General features: G+C 70.3%; 19 protein-coding genes and 2 pseudogenes. 11 read left to right on the forward strand and 10 right to left on the reverse strand.

Annotated elements, in window-relative coordinates; genetic code table 11:
- Window positions 1–61 precede the first annotated feature (61 nt).
- The 5 genes from OG520_RS41680 to OG520_RS41700 form a co-directional block, all read right to left on the reverse strand.
- Entirely contained in the window at window positions 62–1,192 is a 1,131-nt protein-coding gene (locus OG520_RS41680; protein WP_331748415.1) for a class I SAM-dependent methyltransferase, read from the reverse strand.
- A gap of 62 nt (window positions 1,193–1,254) precedes the next feature.
- Window positions 1,255–1,827: a dihydrofolate reductase family protein gene (locus OG520_RS41685; RefSeq protein ID WP_331748418.1), complete on the reverse strand. Its 573-nt coding sequence runs from the start codon at window positions 1,825–1,827 to the stop codon at window positions 1,255–1,257.
- Window positions 1,828–1,988: 161 nt separating this feature from the next.
- Window positions 1,989–2,726 (reverse strand): SRPBCC domain-containing protein, encoded by a 738-nt coding sequence (locus OG520_RS41690; protein ID WP_331748421.1) that lies wholly within the window; start codon window positions 2,724–2,726, stop codon window positions 1,989–1,991.
- Window positions 2,723–3,397: a helix-turn-helix domain-containing protein gene (locus tag OG520_RS41695; RefSeq protein WP_331749545.1), complete on the reverse strand. Its 675-nt coding sequence runs from the start codon at window positions 3,395–3,397 to the stop codon at window positions 2,723–2,725. Before OG520_RS41695 ends, OG520_RS41690 begins: the two co-directional genes overlap by 4 nt.
- Before the next feature lie 222 nt (window positions 3,398–3,619).
- A complete protein-coding gene (locus OG520_RS41700) occupies window positions 3,620–4,243 on the reverse strand; it encodes a TetR family transcriptional regulator (RefSeq protein ID WP_331748424.1) in 624 nt (207 codons plus the stop codon).
- A 76-nt stretch (window positions 4,244–4,319) separates the two neighbouring features.
- Between OG520_RS41700 and OG520_RS41705 the strand changes: the two genes are divergently transcribed.
- The 6 genes and pseudogenes from OG520_RS41705 to OG520_RS41730 all read left to right on the forward strand — a co-directional run bounded on the left by OG520_RS41705 (window position 4,320) and on the right by OG520_RS41730 (window position 9,315).
- A complete protein-coding gene (locus OG520_RS41705) occupies window positions 4,320–5,012 on the forward strand; it encodes an NAD(P)H-binding protein (RefSeq protein WP_331748427.1) in 693 nt (230 codons plus the stop codon).
- Window positions 5,009–5,413 carry a TIGR03618 family F420-dependent PPOX class oxidoreductase gene (locus OG520_RS41710; RefSeq protein ID WP_331748430.1) on the forward strand — a complete coding sequence of 135 codons (405 nt, stop codon included), beginning with the start codon at window positions 5,009–5,011 and terminating at the stop codon, window positions 5,411–5,413. The genes OG520_RS41705 and OG520_RS41710 overlap by 4 nt, the downstream gene beginning before the upstream one ends.
- A gap of 25 nt (window positions 5,414–5,438) precedes the next feature.
- Window positions 5,439–6,317 (forward strand): annotated as a pseudogene (locus OG520_RS41715) (haloalkane dehalogenase); the annotation flags it as partial.
- 246 nt (window positions 6,318–6,563) lie between these two features.
- A complete protein-coding gene (locus OG520_RS41720; protein ID WP_331748433.1) occupies window positions 6,564–8,195 on the forward strand; it encodes a hypothetical protein in 1,632 nt (543 codons plus the stop codon).
- A 125-nt stretch (window positions 8,196–8,320) separates the two neighbouring features.
- Complete coding sequence (locus tag OG520_RS41725) at window positions 8,321–9,121, forward strand: sugar nucleotide-binding protein (protein WP_331749548.1); 801 nt, start codon at window positions 8,321–8,323, stop codon at window positions 9,119–9,121.
- Entirely contained in the window at window positions 9,118–9,315 is a 198-nt protein-coding gene (locus OG520_RS41730) for a hypothetical protein (RefSeq protein ID WP_406016742.1), read from the forward strand. The genes OG520_RS41725 and OG520_RS41730 overlap by 4 nt, the downstream gene beginning before the upstream one ends.
- An 80-nt stretch (window positions 9,316–9,395) precedes the next feature.
- Here the strand turns inward: OG520_RS41730 and OG520_RS41735 are convergent, their stop codons facing one another.
- Window positions 9,396–10,289, reverse strand: a complete 894-nt coding sequence (locus OG520_RS41735; RefSeq protein WP_331748439.1) for an NADP-dependent oxidoreductase — start codon at window positions 10,287–10,289, stop codon at window positions 9,396–9,398.
- 70 nt (window positions 10,290–10,359) lie between these two features.
- Between OG520_RS41735 and OG520_RS41740 the strand changes: the two genes are divergently transcribed.
- Together OG520_RS41740 and OG520_RS41745 are read left to right on the forward strand one after the other, a co-directional pair.
- Entirely contained in the window at window positions 10,360–11,001 is a 642-nt protein-coding gene (locus OG520_RS41740; RefSeq protein ID WP_331748442.1) for a helix-turn-helix domain-containing protein, read from the forward strand.
- A 429-nt stretch (window positions 11,002–11,430) separates the two neighbouring features.
- A complete protein-coding gene (locus OG520_RS41745; RefSeq protein WP_331748445.1) occupies window positions 11,431–12,180 on the forward strand; it encodes a dienelactone hydrolase family protein in 750 nt (249 codons plus the stop codon).
- Window positions 12,181–12,238: 58 nt separating this feature from the next.
- Here the strand turns inward: OG520_RS41745 and OG520_RS41750 are convergent, their stop codons facing one another.
- Complete coding sequence (locus tag OG520_RS41750; protein WP_331748448.1) at window positions 12,239–13,267, reverse strand: YafY family protein; 1,029 nt, start codon at window positions 13,265–13,267, stop codon at window positions 12,239–12,241.
- A gap of 62 nt (window positions 13,268–13,329) precedes the next feature.
- Between OG520_RS41750 and OG520_RS41755 the strand changes: the two genes are divergently transcribed.
- Together OG520_RS41755 and OG520_RS41760 are read left to right on the forward strand one after the other, a co-directional pair.
- Window positions 13,330–13,917 carry a DinB family protein gene (locus OG520_RS41755; protein ID WP_331748451.1) on the forward strand — a complete coding sequence of 196 codons (588 nt, stop codon included), beginning with the start codon at window positions 13,330–13,332 and terminating at the stop codon, window positions 13,915–13,917.
- Window positions 13,914–14,375, forward strand: a complete 462-nt coding sequence (locus OG520_RS41760; RefSeq protein WP_331748454.1) for a VOC family protein — start codon at window positions 13,914–13,916, stop codon at window positions 14,373–14,375. The genes OG520_RS41755 and OG520_RS41760 overlap by 4 nt, the downstream gene beginning before the upstream one ends.
- Before the next feature lie 97 nt (window positions 14,376–14,472).
- Here OG520_RS41760 and OG520_RS41765 read toward each other — a convergent pair.
- The 3 genes and pseudogenes from OG520_RS41765 to OG520_RS41775 form a co-directional block, all read right to left on the reverse strand.
- Window positions 14,473–14,631 (reverse strand): annotated as a pseudogene (locus tag OG520_RS41765) (GNAT family N-acetyltransferase); the annotation flags it as partial.
- A 161-nt stretch (window positions 14,632–14,792) separates the two neighbouring features.
- Window positions 14,793–15,728, reverse strand: a complete 936-nt coding sequence (hemC, locus tag OG520_RS41770; protein WP_331748457.1) for a hydroxymethylbilane synthase — start codon at window positions 15,726–15,728, stop codon at window positions 14,793–14,795.
- Between the two features lie 196 nt (window positions 15,729–15,924).
- Entirely contained in the window at window positions 15,925–16,539 is a 615-nt protein-coding gene (locus OG520_RS41775) for a TetR/AcrR family transcriptional regulator (protein WP_331748461.1), read from the reverse strand.
- A 90-nt stretch (window positions 16,540–16,629) separates the two neighbouring features.
- Between OG520_RS41775 and OG520_RS41780 the strand changes: the two genes are divergently transcribed.
- Window positions 16,630–17,694 carry a hypothetical protein gene (locus tag OG520_RS41780; RefSeq protein WP_331748464.1) on the forward strand — a complete coding sequence of 355 codons (1,065 nt, stop codon included), beginning with the start codon at window positions 16,630–16,632 and terminating at the stop codon, window positions 17,692–17,694.
- The last annotated feature ends 205 nt before the right edge of the window (window positions 17,695–17,899 follow it).

The following is a 17,899-nucleotide window of genomic DNA, read 5'->3' on the forward strand; positions in this document are numbered from 1 at the left end:
GCCGGCCCGCGTCTTTGACAGACGCGGGCCGGAGGAACCCGGTGCTTTGCGTTCTTGCGGGTCAGAGCCGTTTCTCCATCAGCGTGACTGCGTAGATGTGGCCGAGTCCGCCGTCCTTTGTGTGCTCACGGACGACGTTGTAGTCGGCCGTCTCGTAGTACTCCCGGAGCCGGTAGTTGTGGGCCAGACAGTCGAGTCGGCAGATCTGCCGGCCTGCGGCGGCGATGCGGGCTTCGGCCTGGGCGAGCATCTGCCGCCCGGTGCCTGACGGTGCGACGCGGCGGTCGGTCATGAGCCGGTGGACGTAACCGGCGTTCGGAGACTGTGGCCCCCAGGCGGCGGGATCGTCCCACCACAACTCCCAGGCCCCGGCGATCGGTCCGTGTGGACCGAGGGCGGCGATCCAGACCTCTCCGTCGTGCAGTCGTGTGCGGAAGTGCTCAATGTCGAGCTCCCCGGGCTTCCACTGGTCGATGCCTTGGGCAATCTGCCAGCGCGCCGCATCGTCCCGCAGCCGGACCAGGGCGGCCAGATCCCGCTCGTCCGCCTGTCGATGGTGCAGTGGCGCGTGCCGCAGGGCCAAGTAGCTCCAGGAGACATCGGTGCGACCGTGCGGATCCTCGCGGTGAGCAAGGTGCACGACCTCCAAACCCTGCCGCTGGGCGAGCTCGATCGTCTCCTGCGCGGAGACAGGAAACATGCGGCGACCGGCGGGAACAGGACCATGCCGCAGCGAGAGGACCACCTGACCGGCGTTGCCGAGCAGGCTGACCAGGGTGGCCATGGCCGCCGTCCGCTCCTGCTCGTCCAGGTGCATCCAGACCGCGGTCAGCAGGATCAGGTCGAAGCGACGCCCCTGGCTGGTCAGGGTCGGCAGGCCGGGGAGGGCGTCGTCGACCCACTCGATGTCTTGTCCTGCGTGGATACGCTCGCCCAGCTCGCGCAGCTCGGCGGTGGGTTCCGCGGCGACGAGCCGGTGTCCCCGCGCGGCCAGGGCCGCCGCGTCACGCCCGCTTCCCGCCCCGATGTCCAGGACCGTGCTTGGCTGCGCCGGGAAAAGGTGAAGCACTTCCCGGTGCACCTCGTCCAACGAAACGCTCTCGTACTGCTCGGCCAGGGCAGCGGCGGACTCGCCGTATCCGGCTGTACTGGCCATGGCGAGCAGCCGCTCATCAGGTATGTCAGTGTTCACGACGCGGCACCCTATGCCCACCCGCGAGGAGGCTGCGACGGCAGGGCGGGAGTCGAAGCCCTTCAGCGGACGACATCGAAGACGTTCTTCTGCAGACCGTTGAAGTAGGCCTCGTACTCGACCAGCTTCAGCTTCTGGGTGTCCTTGTCCGTGGTGCTGAACAGTCGCTTGCCGGCGCCGAGCAGCAGCGGGAAGACGAGCAGGTGGTAGCGGTCGATCAGGCCCGCGTCGGACAGGGCGTGGTTGAGGGTGGCGCTGCCGTGGATGATGATCGGGCCTCCCTCGGTCTCCTTCAGAGCGGCGACCTCGTCGAGCGAGCGCAGGATGGTGGTCTCGCCCCAGTTCGAGACAAGGCCGTCGTCGGTGAGGGTGGTGGACACGACGTACTTCGGCATCGCCCTGTAGTCGGCGAATTCCTCCATGTCCGGCCACACCGGGCTGAACGCCTCGTAGCTGATCCGGCCCATCAGGATCGCGGTGGATTCCTTCTGCTCCCGCCCCTTGATTTCGAACGCCTCGGGGACGAACTCGACGTCCTTGAAGGTCCATCCGGAGTTTCGGTAGCCCGGTTCGCCGCCGGGGCCCTCCACGACACCGTCGAGCGAGATGAAAGCGGTGCTGATCAGGGGACGCATGAGGATTCCTCGGTCTCTCGTGTCTGGTTTTCGGTTGCTTGCTGCCGCTTCGGACAGCCCTTAGGGATGACGTATCCCGGAGCGCCGCATCAGGAGCTTTTCCGTTGCATCGGGACCCGGCACAGGCCGCGCGTACGGGCGGCTTGAGTGGCTTGCGGAGGTCAGCCGAGAAGCCCGGTCAGCCACTGCTGCCAGGCGGCCTCGGCACTGTCCGTGTCCGGGCCGAACAGGTGGTGGAACATCAGCACCATGCCGGAGCCGTGGTGGAAGGTGTAGATCCCGTCGGCGGTGCGGAGCTCCATGCGCTCGTCGTCGGACCAGACGACTTCGCCGTCCAGCGGCGGCAGACCGGCCGGCGCGGCGTATATCTGCGAGCCGACGGGGACCGGGCTCGGCAGCGAAAGCCCTCGGGCGAGTTCCGCCCGCACCTCCGGTGCCGATCGCCCGCCGGACGGTGCCAGGGCGAAGACGGGAACGCCGGTGCGCCCGGGGAAGTGCGTCAGGTATTCGCGGAGCGTGTGGAGGTGGAAGGGCCAGCCGCGGCGCAGGGCGTCGTACTCGTCCTCCCAGTCGTCGCCGAGTAGTCCGCTGTGGACGACGCGGAGCACGGTGCTGCCGCCGCCCCGCCCCTCGATCAGGTACTCGAAGGCCATGAACCGGCCGTCCTCGGCGGTGGCCGTGCGGGTCGCGAAGCGATTGCCGGGCTCGTAGGCGGTGACCACCGCCTCCTCCCGGTGGCCCCCGGTCTCCATGGCCGCGGACCCGCCCTCGCGTGGCTCCACCTCGTTGCGGCCCATGAACCAGGAGTCGATCCCCGGTCCGGTGGCGATCGCCTCCCAGACCTGTTCCGGGCTCGCCGGGAGGTTCGTCTCCAGCTCGATCTCGAATGGGTGTGTCATGGTGCGCAGTCCTGTCCTGCTTCGGGTTCGGTCTCGTACGTCCCCCCGGATTGCTGCTGCGGGCCGGCCGCATGCGCGTCGGGGCCTGGCTGCGGTGCGGGGATCTGGTGGAGCCCGACGATCACTCGGTGACTCCGGCCTTCCGGGGCGGCCTCGTCGTGGTAGCGGCCGACGAGGGCCGCCACCGCCTGGGCCAGTTCATCGGCGAAGGCCGTCCGGTCGGCAGCGGAGGCGAACCGCACCTCGGCGTCGATGCCAAAGGTGGCGACCCGCCGCCGAACCCGGGCCGCGCCGGTCAGCAGTGTGCCGATCTCCTGCACCAGCCGGGAGCCCAGCGCCAGCAGCCAGCGGGCGGAGTGCTGGTCGGGGGACCGGGATGGATCGGGGCTGACGGCGACCAAGGCGCTGGGGGAGATCACGTAGGAAGCGGCGATGGCGCTGTACACCCGCTCGGTGACGTTGCCCTTGCGGCGTTCTTCGGTGAGCTCGACCAGCCCGTGACGCTCCAGCTCCTTGAGGTGGTAGTTGACCTTCTGCCGGGGCAGCCCCAGGCGGACGGCCAGCATGGCGGCCGAGCCGGGCTCGGCCAGGGCGGCGAGGATCCGGGACCGTATCGGGTCCAGGGACGCCTCGGCCGCGGCGGGTTCTTCGATCACAGCGACGTCCAGCACCGTTCCAGAGTCCTTCCGATAAAGAATTTTGTCAAGACACAAAATATTGTCGGTGCGGGCCGATCGGCAGATCTCAGCACGAAGCCCCGGAATCCGCCGCGTACGGTCCAGGGCTTCTGTGTGTCTCGGGTCAGCGAGGACGCGGACGTCTCCGTGTGGCGCGTAGCGGCACTGGAGGCGCTGCGGTGGTCGAGGCCGGACGGCGCCTCCACCGGAGGCCGGTCAGCCCCGACGGCCTGCGTCGGTGGTTGCCGCGGTGCGCGGCCTCGGGGCCAGTGCCGCGCGCAGCGCCGGGGTGAGGATGCGGCGGGTCTCGGACGGCGTGAGGCTCGCGGGGGTGGGGAGGGGGTTGAGGTAGCGGGTGTAGATGAGGCCGCCGAGGATCGTCACCACGGCCGTGGCGCGTGCGGTCGCGTCCCGGCCGCCGAGGAATTCAACAAGCCGGGCCAGCAGCTCGTGTTCAAGGTATTCGCGGATCGCCTCGGCGGCCTCGTCGCCCTGGGCGGTGAGCTGTCGGAAGTCGGCGTCCTCCCACAGGTCCGTCACCGCGTCGATCAGGCGGTCGGGGAGGGTCGCCGGGTCGCCGCCGAGGACGGCGTCCACCACCAGCGCGTTGGCGCACTGGAACTGCATCACGTCCGCGAACAGGCCCTTCTTCGAGCCGAAGTGGTACGCGATCAGCGCCGGGTCGACCCCGGCGGCCCCGGCCACTGCGCGCAGAGTGGTGCGCCGGTAGCCGCGCTCCAGGAACAGCGCGCGGGCCGCCGAGACGATCGACTCGCGGGTCGGCGGGTTGCCGCGGGGGCGGCCTCGGGTGCGGGCGGGAGCGGGGGCGGCGTTATTCATCAGCGTTGAGCCTGCGTTCGGTGATCGGGACAGTCAAGGGCGTTCCACGAACCACATGAAGGGATGACCCGACACCATGCGTATCGCAGTCTTCGGAGCCAACGGACCGACCGGCCGCCACCTCACCGACCATGCCCTCGCCGCCGGCCACGAGGTCGTCGCCGTGACCCGCCGCCCCGGCTCCCTCGCCGCGCGCCCCGGCCTCGCCGTGGCCGTCGCCGACGCCACCGACCCGGCGGCCGTCGATGCCGCGATCGACGGCACCGACGCCGTACTCTCCGCGCTGGGCACGCGCTTCAGCAAGCAGACCATCACCACGTACTCGGCGAGCGCCACTGCCATCACCGGGGCCATGGCACGCCACGGCGTCAAGCGGCTGCTCGCCGTCAGCTCCAGCATCGCCGACCCGGACTGGCGCCCCACCGGCGCCCACTTCTTCAACCATGTGCTCGACCCGCTGGTGAACCGACGCCTCGGCCGTACCCTCCACGAGGACATGCGCCGCATGGAGGCCGTGATCCGTCGGACGGACCTCGACTGGACCCTCGTCCGGCCTTCGGGTCTCTTCGAGCACCCCGTCGTCACGGACCACCACACCGCCGAGACCAGCGCCGACGGCGTCTTCACCGCCCGTGCCGACCTGGCCGCGAGCATGCTGCGCGAGCTGGAGGAGCGGCGGTACGTCCGTACGGCCATGGGCGTCATCACCACGGCCGTGAAGCCGAACATCGCCAAGCTGATCTGGAACGAGGGCGTGAAGAAGAAATGAGCCGGGCGGCGGTCGAACTCCCGGCCGGCACGCGGGCGTTCCTCACCCGCCCCCGCACGGCCACCCTCACCACCCTCCGCCCGGACGGCACCCCGCACGTCACTCCTGTCCGCTTCACAGTCGACGCGGCCACCGGCCTGGTCCGGGTGACCACCCGGGCGGGAGCGCGCAAGGCCCGGAACGTGGCGGCGGGCGGCCCGGCGGCTCGTGTCGCGCTCTGCCAGGCGGACGGCTTCCGCTGGGTCACTCTCGAAGGCCGGGCCGCCGTCACCGACGACCCCGAGCACCTGGCCGAGGCCGTCCGCCGCTACACCGCCCGCTACCGCGTGGCCCCGCCCGCCCCGCCGGACCTGGTCGTCATCGAGATCGCCGTCGACCGCGTCCTGAGCCGCAACCTCTGAATCCCCGTACGGAAAGCGAAGTGACACCGCGATGCCCACCCTCCCCGTCCTCGACTCCACCCTCCACTACCGCGAGTCCGGCGACCCCGACGGGCTGCCGTTCGTCTTCCTGCACGGCAACCCCACCTCCTCCCACCTGTGGCGGAACGTCCTGCCGGGGGTGGCAGCGCCCGGCCGCCGCCTGCTGGCCCCCGACCTCATCGGCATGGGCGACTCCGGCAAGCCCGACCTGGCCTACTCCTTCGACGACCACGCCCGCTATCTCGACGCCTGGTTCGACGCCCTCGGCCTGGCCGAGGCCGTCCTCGTCGGCCACGACTGGGGCGGGGCGCTCGCCTTCGACCGCGCCGCCCGTCTCCCGGGCCGCGTCCGCGGCCTCGCCTTCACCGAGACGATCATCAAGCCGCTGGTCGGCGACGAGTTCCCGGCGGCCGGCCGGGAGTTGTTCACCCTCCTGCGGACCCCCGGGGTGGGCGAGGAGATGATCCTGGAGAAGTCGCTGTTCGTCGAAGGGCTCCCGAACACGCTCGCCACCCCGCTCGACCCTGCCGACCTGGAGGCCTACCGCCGCCCCTTCTCGACCCCGCGCAGCCGCCGCCCGGTACTGGCGTGGACGCGCATGATGCCGCTGGACGGCGAGCCCGCCGATGTCGTGGCCCGCGTCGAGCGCTACGACGCCTGGCTGGCCGCCAGTCCCGAAGTCCCCAAGCTGCTCGCCGCGTTCGAGCCGGGCCCGGGGGCGATGACCGACCGGGGGACGGTGGCCTGGTGCGCGGAGAACATCGCGGGCCTGGAGGTCTCCCACCACGGCCTCGCCGGCCACCACTCCCCGGAGGACCGCCCCGAGGAGCTGGCCGCGGCGATCAACGCCTGGGCCGATCACCACGGGCTGGCGCGCCAGTAGGGTTCCTCGACACCGGCGGTGCCGATCGTTCCGGACCCATGGCGAGGGACCCGGTGCCGCGTCTGTGGTGGCCCGTGGAGATCCCCATCGGCCGGGCCCCGATGGTGGTCGTGGGCGAGGACGAGCCGGCACGGAAACAGTCGAACAGATCAGTGACTGCGCTGTTACAGTCCGCTTGCCCCGAGCAACGGGGACACGACGGAAAACAGAATGAGGGGCCCACAGTTGCGCATACGACTGAGACGGATGATCACGGCGATCGGGATGGGGCTCGCGCTGACCCTGACGCCGATCACGGGGACCGCGGCGGCGCAGGAGACGGGCAACATGGCCGTCACCGACATGGACTTCACCCCGTCCGCAGTGGACGCGACGCCCGGCGGCAAGACCGTCACGCTCCGCTGGACGATGAGGGACACCACCCCGGAGACCGATGGCATGAGCGCGCGGGTCCACCTGCGCCGCCAGGGCGCGACGGCCGGCACATACCTGGGCGTGCCGCTGGTCGGAACCTATGACGTGGGCTCCTACGGCCAGGACATCACCCTGGTGCCCGGCTCGACGCCTGAGGAGGCCACCTACGAGTGGACCCTGGCCGTTCCGCAGTACGCGGCCGGGACGTCGGTCACCTGGGCCGTCACCCGCGTAGAAGCGTGGGACACCCAGGGCACCTCGCTGGACTGGGACGCCGCCCAACTGGGCGCGTTCCACAACACGTTCGAGGCGAAGACGCTCGCCGACACGCAGGGCCCGACGTACGACGACCTCGCGGTGGACTACGAACGGCAGCCGTACGTCTACGCCGGTGAGGGCTCGTCGAGCATGACCTACGAGCTCGACGTGCACGACGCCCAGGCCGGCATCTCCGGGGGCACCCTGACACTGACCGGTCCCGGCGGGCAGCACCTGACCGGCTCGTTCGCCATCGTCTGGACCTGGGACGAGGGCTACCAGGGCTGCGGCTACATCGAGTGGGGCCAGACGGACGCCGGGTCCTGCCGCGTGTCCGTGACCTTCCCCGCGCACGCGGCATCGGGCACGTGGACCGTCTCGCGGGTCGAGCTCACCGACAACGCGGGCAACACCAGCACCTACGACAACCTCTCGGCCGCGCCCGTCCACGTCACCTCCAACGACGTGCTCTCCGCGGACGGATTCACGGCGACGCCGAACCCGGTCGACACCTGGCACGGCGCCCGGACGATCAAGGTCGGTTTCCGGCCCCACGGGGACGCGGGCGGGGTCGCGTCGGCGGTCGTGGACACCAACAGCGTCAACGGCTGCCGACAGCCCTCCACCACGGCGACGACCGCGGCGGACGGAACCGTCTCGGTGGACTACGACGTGCCGCGGCAGGTCTTCACCTGCCGCATCACCGGCATGATCATCACGGACAACGCCGGGAACGTCGCCCTGTACGGCTCGAAGTACGGCGCACCGGAGACCGGCCTGACGATCACTTCGGCACCCGACACGGTGCTGCCCGAGATCGACCGGGCCACGCTCTCCCCCGCCACCATCCCGGCAACGGAACACTCCACCGACATCCGCCTCACCGTCAACGTCTCGGGCACCACCGCGGGTGTCAACGGCTACGACATCTACCTGACCGATTCCTCGGGGCAGTGGATCCCGGCCGTGTCCGGCGGTGCCTCACTGACCTTCAGCGGCCCGTTGACCCTCTCCTTCCCACTCCCCTCCGCCGTGGCCCCCGGGACGTATGGCATCGCCCTGCGCCTGTCCGACCAGGCGGGCAAGTCCTCGTCCTTCGGTTTCCCGAACAACACCCCGATGCCGGGTGGGGGCAAGTCCTCGTCCTTCGGTTTCCCGAACAACACCCCGATGCCGGGTGGGCCGGTGACCCTGACGGTCACCTAGGGTTCCCGGATCCCATGCAGAGATCCCAAACACAGATCCCATAAAGACCGCCGGCATGCCCGGCCTCGCAGCGAGGCCGGGCATCTCCACCGCAGGTACCCACCGGGACCTCTACCGTGTCGCACATGACAGCTCTGATCATCGGCGGCAGCGGCTTCCTGGGGAACGAACTGATCCGGCAGGCGAGAGCGGCCGGGCACACAACAGCCGCGACCTACGCGACCAGGCCCGGCGACACTTCCCAGGCCGAGTGGTACGCCCTTGATCTGCGGGATGCGGGACGTCTGGACGCCGTCATGGCCGAGGTGCGCCCGCATCTCGTCGTCGACGCATCGAGCGGCAAGGCCGACTGGGCGACTACGACCGAGGGCCCTGTCCGGATCGCGATGGCCGCGGCGAAGTGCGGCAGCCGCCTGGTCCAGGTGTCCAGCGACGCAGTGTTCTCCGGTGCCCGAGTCCACTACGACGAGACCTGCCTGCCCGACCCCATCACCCCGTACGGAGCAGCAAAGGCGGCAGCGGAGACCGGCGTCCTCGTCGTGCATCCGGAGGCCGTTGTCGCCCGCACGTCGCTGATCATCGGCTACGGGCGCTCCGTCCATGAGCGCCTCGTACACGAACTGGCCGCCGGCACCCACAACGGCGCCCTGTTCACCGACGACATCCGCTGTCCGGTGCACGTCGCCGACCTGGCCGCCGCCCTGTGGCCGAGGTCGCGCCGCCGTGGTGGGTACTGGTGCCCGTCACCGCGCTGGTGGCGGTGCTCGCGGGCCGGGCCGGCGCGCGGCTGGGCCGCGAGGACGCCGTGCGGGCGGAGGCTTTGGAGTCTGGGGAGAACGTCATCGGCACGTACACGGTCCGTCCGCCGTACGTGGACCACAGTCCACCCTCGCTCTACGAGAGTCCGCAGTACCAACTGCGCTTGACCACACGCGGGATGCAGATGTGGGAGCATTCCGCCCTGTTGTGGAACCACCCGTGGCCGCAGCTGCGCGTCGTAGCCGACGGCCCGCGACTGCGCGTCCACCACGAGGGTCGTGAGGTCGGTGCGATGCTGCTTGAGCGTGCCGGGGCCGTGCAGGAGGTGGTGGCCGTCAAGAGGCGGTACGGCGCCGAGTGATTCACCGTCAGGCGTCCGCGACAGTTCACCACCACCAAGGAATTCGGCTCGCCGGGCCGTGCAACTGCGCGGGAAACGGCTCAGACGACCATGACCCGCCGCCCGCGTGTGTGACCGGCCTGGCTGTCGATGTGCGCCGCCGCGGCCTCGGCGAGCGTGTACGACTTCTCGACCGGGATGTGGAGCTTTCCCCGCGAGATGAGGCCGGCGGCCTCGGCGAGCGCATCCGGCACGCTCCCGGCCACGCCGGAGAACCGGACACCGAGCTCCGGCGCATCGAGATCGGCGATGGAGATCACCTTCTGCGGATCCCCGGTCAGCTCGACGAGCTCGCGGATCACGCCCGAGCCGGCCAGGTCGAGAGCCGCGTCGACATGGCCGAGCTGCCGCACCCGCTCGACCCAGCCCTCGCCGTACGTCGTGGCGACGGCACCCAGGCTGCGCAGATAGTCCTGGTTGGCGGCCCCAGCCGTGCCGATCACCGTGATGCCGCGGTCACGGGCGATCTGCAGCACCGCCGATCCGACTCCCCCGGACGCACCGCTGACCAGCAGCGTCTGCCCGGACTGCACACCGACCTCGCGGATGACGCGCAGCGCGGTCTCCACCACGGAGGGATACCCGGCCGCCTCTTCGAACGTCAGCCCCTCGGGCATACGGGCCCAGGCCGACAGCACGGCGAACTCGGCATACGTGCTCGAACCTTCGCCGAACACGCGGTCGCCGACCTGGACCCCTTCGACGCCCTCACCGACCTCGTCCACCACCCCGGAGGCGTCCAGCCCGACTCCAGAGGGCAACTCGATCGGATGGGCCCCCAGGACCTGGCCTTCACGGATCCTCCAGTCGACGGGGTTCACGCCCGCCGCCCGCACGGCGATGCGTATCTGGCCGGGGCCCGCGTGGGGCTCCTCGGCATCTATGAGTTGCAGGACGTCCGGACCGCCGAACTCGGCGAAGCTCACTCTCTTCATGCGGTGGACCATAACACTAACGGTTAGCTTTTAGAAACTGCTTCACCTTTGTATCTGATAGTGTTAGCGCATGACCGTGCCGCCCGGACGCCGTGAGCGCAAGAAGGCCGCGACCCGTCAGAAGATCGCCGACACCGCCCTGCGGCTCTTCCTGGAACGCGGGTACGACGCGGTGGGAATCCGTGACGTGGCCGCCGAGGCCGATGTAGCCGTCACCACGCTCTTCTCCCACTTCGCCTCGAAAGAGGCCCTGGTGTTCGAGCAGGACCAAGACTTCGAGCAACGCCTCACTCAGACGGTCACCGCCCGGCCGCCGCAGGAGCCGCTCATCCCTGCGCTGCGCCGCGAGATCCAGGCCCTGGTGCGCCACTGCACGGCGGACAGCGCCGCCCCGATCTGGCGCATGATCGACGAATCAACTGCCCTGCGGGAGTACGAGGAGTCGATGAGACTGCGTCATGCAGAGTCGCTGGCAACGGCCATCGCCGCCGATCCCGGCCTGTCACAGACCACAACGGCCTGCCGGACGATCGCGAGGTTCGTGATCGACGCCTATTCGGTGGCCCGTGAGGCGGCCGATCCGGAGGCCGCGTTGGACGAGATCTTCCGGATGATCGAGGCGGCCTGGGAGGTCGCCTGCCCTTCTCGACAGGGGCGAGGGACTGTTCCTTCAGGTGGGACAGGCGCCGGTCGGGCCGTTACGAGTCCCTGAACGCTTAGGGCCTGTCCGGCGGGTCAGGGTCGGACAGGGCGCGGCGTCTGGTGCGGTGCATCGCAAGGCGCCGGAGCGTCCTGATAGCGGAGCTGTCCGGGCGTTTCGGCAACGCCGCGAGGTGCCGTGCCAGACGCCGCGCCCCCGGCCATGATCCGCCGGACAGGCCGGTGGTCCGCGGCTGGTGGGTCATACCCCTGACCCTGTCCTGGCCTGCCTGCCCGAGGCATCGGACCAGGGCCTGGATCTCGGCGTCAGACCTGGGTATGACCCGCGGCGGCGTGCCTTGGTCCGGGCGCCCCCTCGCCTGAACCGGCAGCGACGCACGACGGATTCCAGCTTCTCGATCTGATGGAGATGGAGTGTGTAGCGTTGGCCTCAACCCATGACTGAGGCCGTGCACCGGCATCGGTCCGAGGAAGGAAGCTCTTGCCCACCAAGACAGTGCAGATTCCCACCGCGGACGGCCAGGCCGACGCCTTCGCCGCCTTTCCCGACCGTGGCGAGCGGCACCCGGGGGTGCTGCTGTACATGGACGCCTTCGGCGTGCGGCCCGTGCTGGAGGAGATGGCCCGCGAACTGGCCGGGCACGGGTACTACGTGCTCGTCCCCAACGTCTTCTACCGGCACGGCCCGGCACCGGTGGTCGAACTTCCCGAGCACATCGGAGCAGAGGTCCGACCCGCGGTCTTCGCCCAGTTGATGCCCTTGATGGAGGCGCACACCGCCGAACTCGCCCTGCGCGACGCCGACGCCTACCTCAGGTTCCTCACCGCCCAGCCAGAGGTCGGCGCCGGGCCGGTCGCCACGATCGGCTACTGCATGGGCGCCGTCCTGGCGATGCGCACCGCAACGGCCCACCCCGACCAAGTGGCCGCCGTCGCCGGATTCCACCCGGGCCGCCTGGTCACCGACGCGCCCGACAGCCCGCACCGCCTCATCCCCGGGCTCACCGCCCAGGTCCACCTCGGCCTCGCCGAGAACGACTTGTCGTCCGAGGCCATCCGCGAGCTCAACCAGGCCCTGGACACCGCAGGTGTCGACTACACCACCGAGATCTACCCCGGCAGCGTCCACGGCTTCACCATGTCCGACACCGACGCCTTCAACGCCTCCGCACTCCAACACCACTGGGACCGGCTGCTCCCCCTCCTCGACCGCACCCTGGCCAACAGCTGAGGCTCCGGGCTCAATTTCTCGACGGAAGTGCTCGATCGGCGCCCAATGTGGTCACGGCTCAGGACTCCCGGATGTCCGGCAGCGGTGAGATCGACGCACCGGCCGACAGCAGTTTCTCCGCCAGCGCCCGGCAACGCCTCCCGAGCTCCGGAGGGTCGAGTACCTCGAAGTCGTGCCCCAGCAGGAGTACGTGCATGAGCAAGGCGTCGAGGCTGGCGGCGCCGCTGAGCACCTCGCAGCGCTCGCTCCCGCGCTGTCGCACGACGGCCGCCGACGCCGGAATCTGCGCGCGCACCGTGTCGGCCGACGCGTGCACGAGGAAGCGCGCCTGGTGCGGGTAGACCCGGCTCGCCACTCCCTCCTGCACGTACGTTGCCGCGTCGGGTGCCTCGCGCGGGCAGAAGCGCCAGGTCCGTGCGGACACCTCGGTCATCCGGTCGACGCGGAAGCTGCGCCAGTCGTCACGATCGAGGTCGTAGGCGAGGAGGTACCAGCGCCGGTCGGAGGCGACCAGGCGGTAGGGCTCGACCCGCCGCCGTCGCACCTCGTTCCCGGACGGGTAGTCGAAGCCGGCCTCGACCTCGTCGCGGCAGGCTCGGGCCAGCGTCATGAGCACCTCGGGGTCGACCGGCGTGCGGCCTCCGCCGAAGGACTCCACCGAGCCGGAGAGCGCGCGCACCTCGTGCCGCAGCCGAGTGGGCAGCACCTGGTCGAGCTTGGTCAGCGCCCGCAGTGCGGCGTCGCCGGCTCCGGCGACCGCACCGCCACCCGCGCCTCCCGCGCCTCCCGCGCCTCCCGCACCGACGAGCAGCGAGACCGCGGTGGCGATCGCTTCTTCGTCGTCGAGAAGCAGCGGCGGCAGTTCCTGCCCCGGGCCGAGCCGGTAACCGCCGCCGACCCCCTGGCCGGCATGCACCGGATAGCCGAGCGTGCGCAGCCGCTCGACGTCACGTCGTACCGTGCGCGGGGTGACCCCGAGCCGTTCGGCGAGCTCCGGACCGGTCCAGACCTGGCGCTGCTGCAACAGCCCGAGCAGGGTGAGCACCCGCTCCGTCGTACCCCGCTCGACTCCGTTTGCCACGTCCATGTCGCCCACCCTGCCAGAGATAGCGGACCGATTCTGTCCGCCTGGGGTGTCAGGGTGGCCCCATGGACGCAGACGAACTCGACTGGAACCAAACGCTGCGCGAGCAGTGGGAGTTCCACTGGAACCCTCAGCTCCGAGACCGGCTCGACGGCCTCACCGACGACGAGTACTTCTGGTCGCCGGTACCGGACGCCTGGAACGTGTGGCCGCGCGGCAGCTCGACGGCGCCCGTGCAGGCCGGTACCGGGGACTTCACGATCGACTTCGCCTTCCCGCAGCCGGTCCCGGCGCCCTTCACCACGATCGCCTGGCGACTCGGTCATGTCATCGTCGGCGTGCTCGCCGCGCGCAACGCGGCGCACTTCGGCGCGCCTCCGGCGTCGTACGAGAGCTGGGAGTACGCCGGTGACGCGGCTACCGCGCTCGACCAGCTCCGGACCCAGCTCGACCTCTGGCTGGCCGGAGTGCGCAGCCTCGGCGACGCCGGACTCCGGGTCCCGGTCGGTGAGAAGGAGCCCTTCCCCGAGGCGCCCACGGCCGATCTGGTGCTGCACATCCACCGCGAGCTGATCCACCACCTGTCCGAGGTCTGTCTGATGCGCGACCTCTACCGGCACATGAATCCCACTACGAACGGAGCTACCCGATGAGCCGCCACATCCAGATCACCTTCGACGCCCATGACCCGCGGGCGCTGTCGTCCTTCTGGCGTGACGTACTGGGCTACGTCCACCCCGGCCCGCCCGGGGTCGATCTGCCCGAGGGCGCCGATCCGCTGGCGGCGTGGGACGACTTCCTCGTTCGGATCGGCGTACCGGAGGAAGAGCGCAACTCGAAGTCGGCCATCGAGGACCCGGACGGGCACGGCCCAAGGGTGTTCTTCCAGCAGGTGCCGGAGGACAAGGCCGCCAAGAACCGCGTGCATCTCGACGTCCGTGCGGCTCCCGGGCTGCGGGGAGAGGAACGGATGGCGGCACTGGAGGCCGAGTGCGACCGGCTCGTCGCGCTGGGAGCGAAGCGGGTACGTCGCGACGAGCCCGCTCCCCCGCTGAGGGCCGGCTTCATCGTGATGACGGACCCCGAAGGCAACGAGTTCTGCCTGGACTGACGCAGCACTGCTGCGTGTACGACGTCCCAACGGGTTCCCCCGCGCCTCTCCTGGCCCCTGTCCCCTGGCCCCCCTGTCCCAGTGGCCGGGGGGCTCATCACCGTACCGACGGGCGCTGGTGTGTGGCCCGGTATTCGGCGGCGGTGCTGCCGAGCAGCACCAGGTCGTGGTGGCTGCCGGCGAAGAACTCATGCTGGCGGAGCCGTCCCTCCTCGACGAAGCCCAACCTGCGGTAGAGGGCGAGGGAGGCGTCACTGGAGATCAGCGCCGCCGACACACGACCGCCGAGGAGGAGGGCAACACACGGTCCCCCGAGGGCCGATCAAGCCCCGGTGCTGGATCCCGTACATGGCCTCCGTCAACAGCGCCTTGAGTCCGGTCCGGTGAGGTGTCGGCTGCTCGGGACGGGAGTCGGCGTCAGTGCGCGATGCCGTCGATCAGCTCGCGTGCGCCCTGGCGCAGCAGGCTGACGGCGACCGATGTGCCGAGGGTGGCGGGGTCGAGGGGGCCGGCCCATTCGTGGGCGTTGAGGACGGTCTTGCCGTCGGGTGTGAAGACCTTGGCCCGTAGGGACAGTTCGCCATTGCCTTCGACCTGGGCGTATCCCGCGATGGGGCTGTTGCAGTGGCCTTGGAGGACGTGGAGGAACATCCGCTCGGCGGTGGTCTCGCGGTAGGTGGCGGGGTCGCCGAGTGGGCTGACGGCGTCGATCAGGGCGGTGTCGCCTTCGCGGCACTGCAGGGCCAGGATTCCGGCTCCGATCGGCGGGCACATCACTTCGATCGACAGGATCTCGGTGATCACGTCCGTGCGGTCGATGCGTTCGAGTCCGGAGACGGCCAGGAGCAGGGCGTCGGCCTCGCCCGCGGCGAGCTTCTCCAGGCGGCGGTTGGCGTTGCCGCGCATCGGTACGCACTCCAGGTGCGGGTGGGATGCGGCCAGCTGGGCGATGCGTCGTACGGAGGAGGTGCCGATCCGGGTGCCGGCCGGGAGCTGGTCCAGCCGCAGGCCGTCCGGGTGGATGAGTGCGTCGCGGATGTCGTCGCGTTCGAGGAAGGCGGCGAAGGTGGTTCCGGCGGGCAGGGGCCGGTCGGCGGGGACGTCCTTGACGCAGTGCACCGCGAGGTCTGCTTCCCCGGCCAGCAGCGCCTGGTCGACCTCCTTGGTGAACGCGCCCTTCCCCTCGACGAGGGAGAGGTCGCCCATCCATTTGTCACCTGTCGTCTTGACCGGGACGACTTCGGTCGCGGTGGCGGGGTGGAGTGCGGCCAGCTCGGCACGGACGCGCTCCACCTGGGCGAGGGCCATGGGCGAGTCGCGGGACACGATACGGATCAGCTCAGGGGCGGACATACCGCTCACGATAGGCCGTCAGGCACGGGTTCCGGCGAGCACTCCGGGCGCCCATGTCGCGGAAGTGGCGGGCAAGTTGGCTTGATCGGGCAGCTGTGCGAGGAAAACGTCGGCGCGGGCCCGGTGGCAGCTCGGCCGTGCGGGTTGTGGCAGCAGCCCTCGGCGACGTAGCGGCCGGACAACAACCCGGCGCCGCTCAGCAGTCGATCGCGCGTCCGCGCACCAGGGGCAGGAAGACCTCGTCCACGATCTCCGTCAGCACCTCGTCGGGGACCTCGGGCAGGCCGCGCAGGGCGTATTCGCCGCGCAGCAGCATCATCGGCACCGACGCCACGCGCGGATGCACCGCACCGGCCGGCGCTTCGCCCCGGGCCACGGCGCGCTCAAGCAGCGTCAGCCAGGCCGCGTCCGTGCTGCTCCCACCGGCCTGCTCCCGGAGCAGCGTGAGCAGGCCGGGGTCGTCGGCCGCTGCCGCGAGCAGATCGCGCAGCACGGCCCCCTGCGGTGACGACCACGTCGTGTTCGCCGCGCGCAACAGCGCCAGCGCGTCGCCGCGCAGTGTCCCGGTGTCCGGGATCCGCAACTCCGCGTCGGCCAGGTGGCAGTAAGCCGCGACGCCCAGCGCCGCGCGCGTCGCCCAGCGCCGGTAGATCGCGTTCTTGTTGGTGCCGGCGCGCTGCGCGACACGGTCCATCGTCATGCTCGCGTAGCCGGCGGTCCGCAGTTCCTCGGCCGCCGCCCGCAGGATCGCGTCCTCCAACGCCGCGCCCCGGCGCCGGGTCGCGCCGTCGCGCTGCTGGTCGGGTGCCATCGTGGCCCCCTCCTACCCATAGGGTACGGTCAGTACCCTAAAATCGATTACGGATCAGGTCGATTACGGATCAGACGGATCGGAGCAGCGATGCGCGCCTTCGGCATCAACTACGACACCGGTTTCACCTCCGGCGGGACCACGACTCACGAACCATTCCTCCCGGACATTGTCCAGCGTGAGATGCGGGTGATCCGCGAGGACCTGCACTGCGACGCGGTCCGCATCACCGGCGGCCACGCCGACCGCCTGGAGACCGCCGCGCGCGCCGCCGCCGACGCGGGTCTGGAGGTCTGGTACTCGCCCTTCACGAACGGCCTGACCCAGGACGAACTCCTGGCGTTCCTCACCGACGCCGCCGAACGCGCCGAGCGCCTGCGCCGTGACGGCGCGCGCATCGTGTTCCTCACCGGTTCCGAGGTCACCTTGTTCACCGACGGCTTCCTGCCGGGCGACACGTTCCAGGAGCGGGCGGCGAACCTGGCCGACCCGGCCGCGTTCCGGGCCCTGCTCCCCCGGCTGCACGCCACGTTCAACGCGTTCCTCGCCCGCGTCGTCACCGAGGTCCGTGCCCGCTTCGGCGGACCGATCGGTTACGCGTCCGTCGCCTTCGAGGGCGTGGACTGGACACCGTTCGACGTCGCCGCCACCGATGCCGGCTATCGCGACGCGACCAACGCCGACACGTTCTCGGACGCGCTGCGCGCACAGGTGGAGCAGGGCAAGCCGTTCGGCGTCACCGAATTCGGCTGTGGGACCTTCCGCGGCGCCGCCGACCTGGGTGGACACGGGGACTCGGTCGTCGAGTGGAGCGAGAACGCGCGGCCGGTGAGGATGGCCGCCGGGACGGTGCGCGACGAGCAGGAGCAGGCCACTTACGTCCGGGAGCTGCTCGACGTCTACGACGCGGCGGGCGTCGACGCCGCGTTCGTCTACACCTTCTCCCGCCGGGACCTGGCGACCACGGCCCGCCACGATCCGGAGCGCGACTTCGACGCCGCCAGCTTCGGCGTGGTCAGGGTCCTGCCGCCCGGCGCAGCCGAAGGACCGTATGCGGAGCTGGGGTGGGAGCCCAAGGCCGCCTTCCACGTCATGGCGGAGTTCGGCGGCCGGGCCCGTAGGAAGAAGGCGGCCGAGAAGGCGGCCGAGGTCTGACCCGCGGCACTGTCACGTGCCGCAGGGCCCACAGCTCGGCTTGCGTCAGGTCGCCGGTGTCGATGTCGAGACCGACCGGCGAAACGCAAAGGCGCCGAGTACAGAGGCCATGCGTCGAATGATCATGACTGACTCATCGGTCGGGGCTCATGCGCCAGACGTCATCGGCCCCCGCCGCAACGACCGTCACGTGCTCATCGATGTA

The sequence above is a fragment of the Streptomyces sp. NBC_00984 genome (genome assembly GCF_045162475.1).
In the GTDB taxonomy this organism is placed as follows: domain Bacteria; phylum Actinomycetota; class Actinomycetes; order Streptomycetales; family Streptomycetaceae; genus Streptomyces.